This window comes from Microbulbifer sp., from assembly GCF_036563125.1.
GTDB lineage: Bacteria > Pseudomonadota > Gammaproteobacteria > Pseudomonadales > Cellvibrionaceae > Microbulbifer.
The window spans coordinates 1-11169 of record NZ_DATCMV010000034.1 but is presented as its reverse complement, the minus strand read 5'-3'; the positions used below and the strand labels follow the sequence as shown (position 1 = coordinate 11169).

The 11169-nt window shown below is 55.4% G+C and carries 10 protein-coding genes and 1 pseudogene; 2 read left to right on the top strand and 9 right to left on the bottom strand.

What is annotated here, in order from left to right:
* Positions 1–25: 25 nt before the first annotated feature.
* From VIL80_RS02305 to VIL80_RS02275, 7 genes are all read right to left on the bottom strand, one after another.
* Positions 26–361 carry a hypothetical protein gene (locus VIL80_RS02305; protein WP_332034543.1) on the bottom strand — a complete coding sequence of 112 codons (336 nt, stop codon included), beginning with the start codon at positions 359–361 and terminating at the stop codon, positions 26–28.
* Between the two features lie 153 nt (positions 362–514).
* A complete protein-coding gene (locus VIL80_RS02300; protein ID WP_332034542.1) occupies positions 515–1783 on the bottom strand; it encodes a tyrosine-type recombinase/integrase in 1269 nt (422 codons plus the stop codon).
* 311 nt (positions 1784–2094) lie between these two features.
* Positions 2095–4200, bottom strand: a complete 2106-nt coding sequence (locus tag VIL80_RS02295) for a M3 family metallopeptidase (protein ID WP_332034541.1) — start codon at positions 4198–4200, stop codon at positions 2095–2097.
* 500 nt (positions 4201–4700) lie between these two features.
* Positions 4701–5495, bottom strand: coding sequence for an OmpW/AlkL family protein (locus VIL80_RS02290; RefSeq protein WP_332034540.1), 795 nt, complete (start codon positions 5493–5495; stop codon positions 4701–4703).
* A 140-nt stretch (positions 5496–5635) separates the two neighbouring features.
* Entirely contained in the window at positions 5636–6094 is a 459-nt protein-coding gene (locus VIL80_RS02285) for an ATPase (RefSeq protein WP_332034539.1), read from the bottom strand.
* Between the two features lie 274 nt (positions 6095–6368).
* Positions 6369–6965: an HD domain-containing protein gene (locus VIL80_RS02280; protein ID WP_332034538.1), complete on the bottom strand. Its 597-nt coding sequence runs from the start codon at positions 6963–6965 to the stop codon at positions 6369–6371.
* 10 nt (positions 6966–6975) lie between these two features.
* Positions 6976–7749 carry a class II aldolase/adducin family protein gene (locus VIL80_RS02275; protein WP_332034537.1) on the bottom strand — a complete coding sequence of 258 codons (774 nt, stop codon included), beginning with the start codon at positions 7747–7749 and terminating at the stop codon, positions 6976–6978.
* Positions 7750–7867: 118 nt separating this feature from the next.
* Here VIL80_RS02275 and VIL80_RS02270 point away from each other — a divergent pair, with 118 nt between their 5' ends.
* On the top strand, positions 7868–8560 hold the full coding sequence (locus tag VIL80_RS02270; protein WP_332034536.1) for a Crp/Fnr family transcriptional regulator: 693 nt from the start codon (positions 7868–7870) through the stop codon (positions 8558–8560).
* Positions 8561–8666: 106 nt separating this feature from the next.
* Here the strand turns inward: VIL80_RS02270 and VIL80_RS02265 are convergent, their stop codons facing one another.
* Together VIL80_RS02265 and VIL80_RS02260 are read right to left on the bottom strand one after the other, a co-directional pair.
* The gene (locus VIL80_RS02265; RefSeq protein WP_332034535.1) at positions 8667–9194 is read right to left on the bottom strand and encodes an acyl-CoA thioesterase; all 528 of its coding nucleotides are present in this window, start codon (positions 9192–9194) and stop codon (positions 8667–8669) included.
* Between the two features lie 70 nt (positions 9195–9264).
* Positions 9265–10338 carry a DNA-binding protein gene (locus tag VIL80_RS02260; RefSeq protein ID WP_332034534.1) on the bottom strand — a complete coding sequence of 358 codons (1074 nt, stop codon included), beginning with the start codon at positions 10336–10338 and terminating at the stop codon, positions 9265–9267.
* A gap of 219 nt (positions 10339–10557) precedes the next feature.
* On the opposite strand from VIL80_RS02260, the pseudogene VIL80_RS02255 reads away from it, so the two are divergent.
* A pseudogene (locus VIL80_RS02255) lies at positions 10558–11169 on the top strand (integrase); the annotation flags it as partial.

Sequence of the window (11169 nt, the reverse complement as noted above, 5' to 3'; positions counted from 1 at the left end):
GAGCGTGCCGCGCTTCCTCCTGAAATCACTGCCGTGTCGATCCGGTGACGGATTGCATGTTGTCTATATCCATGCAGAACGTCATGTACTTGTGCATGGCACTGGTAGCGGCGATGTCCTGATACATCGTTTGCTCGAATTCGGGGTGCAGGGCGATGACCTCCACCATGCCGAGGTGGTAATCGGTTCCTGAATGCAGGCGCAATGCGTCAAAGGCGATTGTTGCCATCTTGTGGGCCAGGTCATCTGCTGCGCCCTGGTCCACAAGTACATTCTTGAATGCGCTGGTGAATTGTTTCCAGAACGCCGGTTCAACTGCAAACTGTTCGATCAACTGGTAGATTTTCTGTCCGATAGACATGGTCTGTTCCCCCCGGAAAATGAGCGGGGCATGCTAATCGAAGGGCTGCCCATACCGAAGAGAATGGACCGCCAGATAGCACGAGTTTGGCGACAGATTTACGGGTTCACACTGGAATGGCGGCAATCGCGTTATTGCGCAGCGCTTCCGGACTTACTCAACACCACGCCCCTTGCCGCTTTGCGCGCGCACCCTGTTTTCCGTCTGCACGTACACCGTGTCAGTCGTCGCCATGCTGGAATGCCCTAGATCTTCCGACAGGTCCTTGAGTGCGCGCCCGCGCTCCACCTCCATACTGGCACCGGTGTGGCGCAGCCAGTGGGTTGAGGCTTCGCGCAGTTTACGCGCGTTGTCTTCGCCCTCGGCCTGACGCATATCGTCATAAGCGCGATCAAACACCTGTTGCACAATGCGGGTCAGCTGGCGTGCGGTCATGCCGCCCTGGCCGCGGATTTTTTCCACGATAGGGTGGTTTTCACCAACGGCGGGTAGGGGGCTTAACCCGCGGTAATGACGGTAACGCTTGAGATACGGAATAAAACTGGGAGGCACGGTGATATCCCGTAGTTTGCGCCCTTTTCCGAATACCTTGAGCCACCAGTTACTGTCGAAATCCTGCCAGAAATGGCTCATCACCGGGGTCCAGTTAGTGCGTTCCGACAGCTCGGAAATCCGTAAAAACAGTGTTTTCAGCGCACAAATAACGAACAGGCTGCGCTCGTAAATTGGATCCTCGTCGGCCATGCTGATGGCCACATTGAACACATATTGCCACTGGGCTTCGGTCAGGCGGCGAATCTCCTTGACCTGCGCGTCCTTGATGAAATGCCGGCAATCGGTCTTGGCAATCTGTGCGGGATTGCCGTACAGGTATTCCTCGTTCATCAGATACTTGTAAAACGCGATGATGCCGGTAAACGTGGCGGTCAGGGTCTGCTGAGATGGACGGTACTTTTTCCTGTCCGCTTCGGAATCCTGTGGCTGGCTGTTTTTCGGCAGCTTCAGGCGAAATGGCGCCCAAGCCGGATTCTGGACAAAGCAGCCGTTGTTGAGCAGGAACTTTTCGTGGTTTGCCAGGCAAATCCAGTCTACCGGTGGCTGCCAGCAAAAATCCGCATACTCGAGAATATCCGCCTTGCGCAGCCGATCCATGGGTGTAGCCTTGACCAGGAACACCCACAGCAGAAAGCGCTCGGTTTCATTTCGAAAGCGCGTAAATGTGTGTTCGGATTTATTGCGGCCGATGTAGCTCAGGAATTCCTGACCCCAGAGCCAGTGCGGCATCCACCAGGATTCGCCGGATTGGAGAAACTGCTTGAGTTCGCGATGGTCGTTGAAAAAGGTCTGGTCCGGGTTAATCGGCTTGAAGCCTTTGAGTTCAGCGTAAGTTGGATACAGCGGAACGGGTTTCGGGATAGCCATATCTGAGCGCCTGGGCCTGGAAATTCACAAGAAAGCCATTCTAGCCGCTCCCCATATAGAATGTCGAACACTAAACAGTATTGGACATAGTGAAGGGTGAAGGTACTGCTGCCTCAGACTCTTTCCATAACCTGCTTGTGTTGATTCTCGCCAGAACCAGAACCTCGCAAACCCCGCTCCAGCGGAAACGTCCAGATCGCCCCATCTATGTCGATGGAACGACCTGATGACCAACGGCAAGGCACGAGCTGAGCTCTGCTACCCGATATTGTCGGTAAGCCGCACATCCCTGTGCAGCTCGTTACCCGCTGTTAGCCCTCTTCTTTCTGCTTGAGTCCGCGACGGATCAACAGGGCTTCGGTGGTTGGCTCCTGGCCACGGAATTTCACGAAGGATTCCATCGGATCGCGGGAGTTACCCACTGCCAGGATATTCTTGCGATACCAATCACCGTTTTTCCGGTTCAAGCCACCGCGGTCACCCAAATAGGCAAAGGCGTCGGCTGCCAGGATCTCGCTCCACATGTAGGCGTAGTAACCGGCCGAGTAGCCGCCGCCCATGGAGTGCGCAAAAAAGGTCGACTTGTAGCGCGGCGGTACTGCCGCCAGGTCGACACCATGTTTAGCCAGTGCATCGGCTTCAAACTTTTCTACATCCTGTTGCGGTGCATCGGCCGGCAGTGAGTGCCACTCCATATCCAGCAGCGCGGCGGACATATACTCCAGGGTATCGAAGCCCATATTGAAGTTTTTGGCCTTCAGCACTTTTTCCAGCAGTTCCGCGGGAATGGCCTCACCGGTTTTGTAGTGGTATGCATAGTTGGCCAGTACTTCCGGATTGCTCGCCCAGTCTTCCTGGAAAGTTGACGGGAATTCGACAAAATCGCGGGAAACGCTGGTGCCGGCAAGGCTCGGGTAACGGACGTCGGAGAACATTCCGTGGAGGCCGTGCCCCAGTTCGTGGAACATGGTTGTGACGTTGTCAAAGCTGACCAGGGTCGGCTCGCCTTCGGGGCCCTTGGGAATGTTCATTACATTCACAATAACCGGCTTCTGCTCCAGCAGGCCTGACTGACCCACAAAGGAGCTCATCCAGGCACCGCCACGCTTGCCGTCACGCGCGAAGTAATCAGCATAGAAAATCGCGAGGCTCTTGCCATCGTGATCAAACAGTTCGAAGGCCTGCACATCCGGGTGATAAACCGGCAGATCCGGGCGCGGTTCGAAGCGAATACCGAACAGACGGTTCATGGTGTAGAACAGGCCATCGTGCAGTACCCGATTGAACTCGAAATACTCACGCACTTCACTTTCGTTCAGATCGTATTTTGCCTGGCGCACCTTTTCTGCGTAGTAAGCCCAGTCCCAGGGCTGCACCTCAAAATCACCACCTTCCTGCTTAACCATGGCCTGAATATCGGCCTGCTCTGCCTTGGTGTTACTCACCACTGCCGGCACCATGGAGTTCAGCATGCTGAATACGTTTTGGGGTTTTTTCGCCATGGTGCCGGTCAGCTGGTACTCGGCCCAGTTTTCGTAACCCAGCAGGTCCGCTTTTTGCGCGCGGATCTGTGCGATGCGCTTGACCAGCGGCCGGTTGTCGAGTTCGCCAGATGTGCCGCGGTATGCGGAAGCTTCCCAAATGCGCTGGCGCAACTCGCGATTTTTCAAGGAAGTAAGCACAGGCTGGCGTGTGGTATTGGTGATGCTGATCAGATACTTGCCGTCATGGCCGGCGGCAGACGCGGCTTCAGCTGCAGCTTTGATCTCGCTGTCAGCAAGACCGTCCAGCTCGCTCTTGTCTTCGACAACTACGGCAATGGCCTTGCTCAGTTTCAGCAGGTTCTGGCTGAATTCAGTGGTGAGCTTCGAGTGTTCTTCGTTAAGCGCACGCAGGGTGACTTTCTGCTCTGCGTTAAGCTTGGCACCGGCCTTGACGAAATTATCGTAATAATCTTCCAGCAGGCGTGTGGATTCAGCATCCATTTCATGGGTAACGCGCTGCTTATAGAGCGTTTCCACGCGCGCGAACAGATCGGCATTCAGGTAAATACTGTCGGAGTGTGCCGCCAGCATCGGGGCCAGTTTGCTTTGCAGTGCCCGGCGCTCTTCGTTGCTGTCGCTGCCTACCAGGTTGAAAAAGATACGCGATACCCGCGTAAGCAGAGAGCCCGCCTGCTCCATGGCTACAATAGTGTTGTTGAAGCTGGCCGGTTCCGGGTTGTCAACAATCGCCTGGATTTCGCGCAGGTGCTCGCTCATTCCCTGCTCGAAGGCCGGCTCGAAGTGGCTATCCTTTATTTGACTGAAATCCGGCGCCTGGTACTGCAGAACGCTTGGCTGGAGCAAGGGATTATCTTGCGTTGCCGGCGCGGTCACGTCACCAGCTACCTGTGCGTTTTCTACTTCAGTTGCCATCACAGACTTCTTGGCGTCTGAATCGGGCGCCTCAGAACAGGCAGCAACAGCCAATATGGCTACCGCAAGCAGGGATTTCCGCATTTCATTCTCCGGATTGAGTTATTTCAAGTGTTTTGCCCAAAATTGGACAAGACGGACATGCCGTTTTCGCTTGCACATTGCCGCCCTTGATATCGGCGACGGGTTGATCACCGTGCAACGGTCCAATATATCATTTCGGAGGTGACTGGGAATTCAGCGCCATGTTGCCTATCTCAACAAGGCAACCATTCATCGCGTAATTTTATTTGCGCAATGGTGTTTGTAATGGAGGACGGCATTTCGCGCGAGGCATGAGAGTTGCGGAGGCCCACAACAAATTCTATAGAGGAGCGCCCTGCTCCGCAGTTAATGGCCATGCGGTAGTATGGATTAGCGGCGAGTCGCACTGGCGATTGAGCGAGTCCCAATAAAAATGGGCGCCGCAGCGCCCAATTTAATCTGCCGAATTGGGAAAGTCAGAAGGAGAACTTGTAGCCTACTGACAGATTGAACATCCATGGATCATAGATGTAGTCACCGGAGTAGGATTCGATAATCGGCTCCACGTCCACAGGTGGCGGAACATCATCAAATACTGCAATACGCATATCCGTTACCGAACGCGCGTAAATCGCGGCAACATTCACTAGCCAGGAACTGTCACGGCCAAAATTGAAGTCAATACCTGCCTGCCAGGTATAGCCCCAGGAGTACCCCATATCGAAACTACCCCGCAGACCGAATTCAGCTAGGTCATCGCGCAACGAACCACGAAAGCGATTGGCACTGAAGTCGGTATAGCTGATACCGCCACCAACATAGGGTTGAACCATGCAGGTGTCATCCAGCGGGTAGAATTTCAGACTTGCGGTACTGACGTCTGCATCAAAACGGGCAATATCACCGGTTACATCACCAAATACGATGTCCTCGGTAATCAGAGGGAAATAGCCATCGGCGTTACCGCCGCTATGCGTGTCTCCATCAATATAGCCGAGCTCGATACCGAAGTGTTCTATCGGCTTCCATTCAACGTTGATGTTCCAGCCCCACTCATCATCCGGATCAACAGTGGTGCGGAATGAATCAAAGAACTGAAAGCTATCGTCGACAAAGCTAACCTGGTCCTGCCGTGGAGACATATAAGTGCCGCCAACACGGACAATAAAGTCCTGCGGGCCGGTTAAGCCGAGGAATCCGGCGGATGCCGTACTGGAGAATGCGAGGGCCAGGGGGGCCAAGATAGGTGAGAATTTAAGTAGCCGTTTCATCTAAGGTAACTCCTTGTATACCTGTGGAATAAAAAGTGTAATCCAGCCTTTTCCCATACATAGGAAATGCATCTAAATTTACGTGCCAAAATAGAACGTTTACGTAATTTAGACGCCTTTTTTGTTTTTCCATCTTTCGACTACAAATCCTGCAGGCGATTTGCCGCTTGAGTCATCAACATGGCTTCCTGTTCCTCAAGTGATTTCAGGTTGCCAACCAATTCCCTGATCGATTCGGTATCCGCTCTGGCATGGAGGTAGCGGTAAAGGTCGATAACCTGCTCGTGCTGGTCGGTAACGACATCCATGATTTCTTCCGCATCCAGTTTCTGGAAGGGTGCATCGCAGCCCGCGCTTCGTAGAATTGGATGCTTCTCCATATAGTCATAGCACCAGGTATTCAGTGCCTTCATTTCCGCGCCAACTTCGAATTCTGCAACCAGCCCAGAGAGTTTGTCCTCATGCTTTGCCAGATAATCGAGTAAGAGTCTGGCGCGCTCGCTCTCGTTGCTTCCAGCGCACTCGTGCAGGCAATCGGACAGGTTACTGTGGAATTTTCGTGTCCACTCCAGCACATCTTTCAACGTCTCGACTTGCACGCTCTGCCTCCAGGATAAATAGAAATTGGGCCAGTCATCCGCCTGGCCTATATGAAATGGTAGCAAGGGCGATAGACAGAACGGTGCCCGACCTCTCGGCGAACAGCCAATTGTCGCGTGGTTACGCGATCGACTTAAGTGGGCAACGATTCAATACCCGGAGAGCCCGCTCGAGCGTGGCAGGGAAAATTGGGGGCGGGAAGTTCGCGCGGGGCAGTGGGAACGGAGGCGAGTACTCCGGCAAGGGCCGGAGTACGTTTTGGTCAATACCAGGTCAGGCAGAGGCTTCCATTGCTTTCTTGTACAGAGACTTTCTGGGCTGTGCAAACACACGTCGCACCATGGGGGCAAAGAATTCCAGTGGCAGAATTTCACCTTCCGCATCAAACGCCGGTGCGTCGTATTTTTCGATGAACTCGAGCGTACGGGCGTAGTGTGGGTGATCCTTGTATTGGTCGCGCAGGTTGCGATCCATACCGAGATACTCGAAGAAATAATAGCCCTGGAAGATCGCGTGGTGCTTGATCATCCAGTGGTTCTCTTCACTGACAAACGGCTCCAGCAGTACCGCGGCTACATCGGCGTGGTTGTAGCTCCCAAGCGTGTCGCCGATATCGTGGAGCAGTGCACACACCACATATTCCTCGTCCTTGCCGTCGCGATAGGCCAGGGTTGCGGTCTGCAGGCAGTGGGTCAGGCGATCAACCGGAAAGCCGCCACAGTCGCCCTTCAAGAGGTTCAAATGGGCCATGATGCGCTCAGGCAACTCCTTGGCGAAGGGTCCGAAGGCTTCGGCAATAATCGTCCAGTCTTCCTGGGTGCCCTCTTCCATATGCTTGAACTGGGCTTGATTTTCTAATACGTGTTCCATCATTTGCTCCTCAGTCGCGATAGCCAGGATTGATTCGGTCGAGTTTGCGCAGCAGGCCGGGCCACGCGAGCATGCCTCCCTTGCTGCTGGTCACCTTGTTACCTTCTCCCTGGATCTTGTCGATGATGGGCTGGGGTACTGGCGTCAACGGGCGGTTCCCCGCAAGCGCGGCAATCTGGATTTCACAGGCGCGCTGCAGGATGTACATGGACAGGAAGGTATCCGCGACGGTGGGCCCGCAGGTAAGCAGGCCGTGGTTGCGCAGGATCATGTAATTGGCGGTACCAAGATCGCGCACAAGGCGGACTTTCTCGTCTTCACGTACCGCAATGCCCTCGTAATCGTGGTAGGCGAGATCGGACAGGGGGAATAATGATTGCTGGGAAATCGGCAGCAGCCCCTCACAGTGCGTAGACACCGCTACGCCCTCGGTGGTGTGCGTGTGCATCACGCACTGGGCATCTTCTCGCGCCTCATGGATGGCGCTGTGAATGGTGAAGCCCGCCGGGTTCACCGGGAATGGGTTGTCCTCAACCTTTTCGCCATTCATGTCAATTTTGACCAGACTTGAAGCCGTAATTTCCTCAAACATGGTGCCAAAAGGATTGATCAGGAAATGGTGCTCCGGGCCGGGAATGCGCACGGAAAGGTGGGTGAAGATCAGTTCATCCCAGCCAAAGTGGGCAACCAGGCGATAGGCGGCGGCCAGGTCGACCCGCAGCTGCCATTCAGCGTCGCTTACCCTGCCCTTGGCGGATGAGATTGCTAGCGTCGGTGCGTGCATCGGTTTTCTCTCGTTATTCTCTGGTTGTTATTGCATTGCTATCGGACGGTTACATTCTAGGAATGGAACGCCCCACAACACTGTCAATTTGTTGACGTTTTTTGTTTACACTGCACCGATGATTGACCCGATACCCATTTTCAAGGCCTGCCCCCTGCTCGGCGGCCTCCCGGACGAGGCCTTTGCCGAACTGGCACCACTGGTCCGTATACGCCCCTACCGAGCGGACGAGCTGATCTACCTGCCTGGTTCCATGCAGAGCCAGCTGTCGATTGTCGCCGAAGGGCGGGTGCGTATTTGTTCCAGCAATGCCGCGGGGCGCGAGGCGACTCTCGCGATACTGGACGTGGGCGCCTGGTTTGGTGACACCGTCTTTTCCCCCGGTATGTCGCGGGTATTCGGCGCCACCGCGCACGACGACTGTGTGGTGGTGGATGTACCGGGAAACGTCCTGCGGTCGCTGCTTGCCCGCAACCCAGAGGCCTATCCAGTGGCACTTGATCTCCTGAACCGGCGACTGTGGGCGGCCATGTCGATTATCCAGGACGACGTACTGAGGGGTACCGAGGCGCGGATCGGCCGGCGTTTATTGTTCCTTGCCCAGATGCACAACCCGTCGGGTGTCGATAGCGGAGCGGCAAGTTTTCGCCTGACCCGGGAACTGCTGGCGAATATGATGGGAATGACCCGCCAGGGGGTGCATGCGGTATTGAAAAAGATCGAGGCGCACGGGTTGATTGAGTTCGCCTACGGCCAAGTGACGATACCGGATATTGCCCGCTTGCAGACGTATATCGAGGCATTGGATTGAGGCAGCGGAGCGCCGTTAAGGTGGCCTGACGCCCTGCGTGCTTCCTTATATAGTTCTGTCGTCACTCGTGGAAGCACTGCGGCGCGCAGCCTTTATCATGGGCGGATTATGGGGTGGCCACCTCCTTCTCCGGTTGCCAGTCCGGGTTGCGCACCTTTTCCTTGATCGCCATATGCGCGGCATCCTGCTCATGCAGCAGCTTGCGGCGCAGGGCCGCCGCTTCAAATCGCTGCTTTTCAACCAGGGTCAGAGGTTCCAGTCGCCGTACTTTGGTCGGTTTGCCGCTTGCATCCAGTGCAACCATGGTGAAATAACAGCTGTTGGTGTGGCGCATCTCGCGGGTGTGTATGTTTTCGGTGACCACCTTGATGCCCACTTCCAGTGAGGTATTGCCGGTGTAATTGACGGATGCGAGGAAGGTCACCAGTTCCCCCACATTGATGGATTGCCGAAAGATCACCCGGTCCACGGACAGTGTCACCACGTAACATCCCGCATAGCGGCTGGCGCAGGCGTAGGCGACCTTGTCGAGGTAGGAAAGCAACTCACCGCCGTGAACCTTGCCGGTAAAATTGGCCATGTCCGGTGTCATCAGTACACTCATACTGAGCTGGTGATCGCGGGTGTTTTCCATATTTGCTGCCTCTGTTGCTGCTTGATTACGGATACATCTCGGCAAGGTCCGGTGACCGCTGCGGTGACGCTCAGGCGACCGGGGCAGGAGTCGATGCCTTGCGTTCCAGTTGCGTCAATTGCCCCTGCAGTTCGGCTTTCTGCTGCAGCACCTGCTGGTGTGCTGCAGTCAGCGCGGTAAGAGCCTCGCGCTGCTGCCTTATCTCGGCCTCCAGTTTATGGCAGGTTTCACGCTGCAGCTCCGCCTCGCGGGCAAGGGTCGCATTACTGCTCGACAGCGTGGCAATCCTCTCCCGCATCCCTTCTGCCTCCGCAAGATACTCCCTCAGCTGCACCTGTTGCGCGGCCATACTCTGCTGCAGTGCGACGTGCTCCGCTCGATTCGCGGCCAGTACGTGCTGCGTGCTTAGTAGTTCGGCGGTCTGCTGGGCGTACAAGGCGCCCTGCTCCTCAATTTTTTGCTCGCGCTCGGTAATTCGGCGGTTCGCAAACGTCAGCTGATCATTCAGGCTGGCGACCTGGCTGTTCAACTGCGCGCTGACCTGGCGAAACTGGTCGCGCTCCTGCTGGCGATCGTCGGCAATTCTCTGCTGAAAGAACTCAAAGTGTTCACGCACGGTGCGATTTTCCTGCTTGAGTTCCTCGATGTTTGCACGCAGTTCAGTGATCCGCGCACTCCCCTCTTCCCGCTGGTACTCACTTTTCACGAGCGCTGCCTGCACTTCATCCAGTGCCAGCTTGCGACTCCGGCTCTCCTGTTCAGAGTCCTGCAATTTTTGCTCCAGTTCCCGCAGATAGCCGTTGCGCTCGGCAAGCACTGCACGCAGCTGGGTGAGTTCTGCCCGCGCCTGCTCCACGGTTATCGCGGCTTCTTCGCGCACCATGTCCACTTTGCGATCGGCGTCTTCCTGCACGCGTACATGTAACGCCTTGAGTGCATCCAGCAGGTCTTGCGGTAGACCTGTGGCGTCGTGCTGGGCATTTCCCGTTTCACTCTTCCAGCGTTTCAGCAGCGGAGCAATGGTGCTCTTGCTGCCGGTGCCCAGTTCCTCACGTACTCGGTCCACCGTCGGTTCGTCACCGCGGTGGCGGATCGTTTCTGCCGCCTGGGCAATATCGAAGTAACTGACGCCTATGCGTGCCATTTGGGGTCCCTGTTGTTTTTTGTCGGAGTGGTTGCTGTGTGAATATCGTTACGTATTACGTGGTACGTAATAATACATACTATGTGATTTTAAAATCACCTTTTAATTAGCTTTTTATAACCGACGATAATCGAACTTATCGTGGGTTATGGTTTTCAACTGTGCGAAAATGTCGCTCCCACCGGTACACAAACCATCATTTCGGCAATGCCCCAAAATATGAAAAAACACCAACAGAATTCGCCGATCAAGACTCCGACCTGGTCTGACTCCACTGAACCCCGAGCGCTACTTTCCCGGGAAACCGTGCAGGCGTACCTGAATGCCGCCACATCTGACAGCACCCGCAGGGCCTACCGCTCTGCGATTCGCCAGTTTGAAAAATGGGGCGGGCGCTTGCCGACGGACAGTGAGACCCTGGTGCGCTATCTGCTAAGCCGCGCGGAGACACTCAATCCGCGCACACTCGAATTGCACCTCACCGCCATCGGCCAGTGGCACCTTTTCCAGGGCATCGCTAACCCTGTTGTAGAGCCACTGATTCAAAAAACCATGAATGGCATACGGCGTGTTCACGCCCGCCCCAAGCAGAAAGCTAAGGCGCTGCGCCTCGAGCACATCGCGACTATGGCGCGACACTTGCGCGCACAGCCGGACAGCAAGAAGAAGTACCGCGATCTGGCGCTGGTGCTGATGGGATTCTTCGGTGCGTTTCGACGCAGTGAGCTGGTGGCGATTCGGGTGGAAGACCTGATATGGGAGGATGAGGGCCTGATCGTGCGGCTGCCGCGTTCGAAAACGGACCAGACTGGTCAGGGCATTCAGCGGGCA

Bases quoted from the DNA above. Each gene is read 5' to 3' on its own strand.
- VIL80_RS02270 (WP_332034536.1), top strand. From the start codon at position 7,868: ATGATTGACCCGATACCCATTTTCAAGGCCTGCCCCCTGCTCGGCGGC.
- VIL80_RS02280 (WP_332034538.1), bottom strand. From the start codon at position 6,965: ATGGAACACGTATTAGAAAATCAAGCCCAGTTCAAGCATATGGAAGAG.
- VIL80_RS02295 (WP_332034541.1), bottom strand. From the start codon at position 4,200: ATGGCAACTGAAGTAGAAAACGCACAGGTAGCTGGTGACGTGACCGCG.
- VIL80_RS02265 (WP_332034535.1), bottom strand. From the start codon at position 9,194: ATGGAAAACACCCGCGATCACCAGCTCAGTATGAGTGTACTGATGACA.
- VIL80_RS02275 (WP_332034537.1), bottom strand. From the start codon at position 7,749: ATGCACGCACCGACGCTAGCAATCTCATCCGCCAAGGGCAGGGTAAGC.
- VIL80_RS02260 (WP_332034534.1), bottom strand. From the start codon at position 10,338: ATGGCACGCATAGGCGTCAGTTACTTCGATATTGCCCAGGCGGCAGAA.
- VIL80_RS02300 (WP_332034542.1), bottom strand. From the start codon at position 1,783: ATGGCTATCCCGAAACCCGTTCCGCTGTATCCAACTTACGCTGAACTC.
- VIL80_RS02305 (WP_332034543.1), bottom strand. From the start codon at position 361: ATGTCTATCGGACAGAAAATCTACCAGTTGATCGAACAGTTTGCAGTT.
- VIL80_RS02290 (WP_332034540.1), bottom strand. From the start codon at position 5,495: ATGAAACGGCTACTTAAATTCTCACCTATCTTGGCCCCCCTGGCCCTC.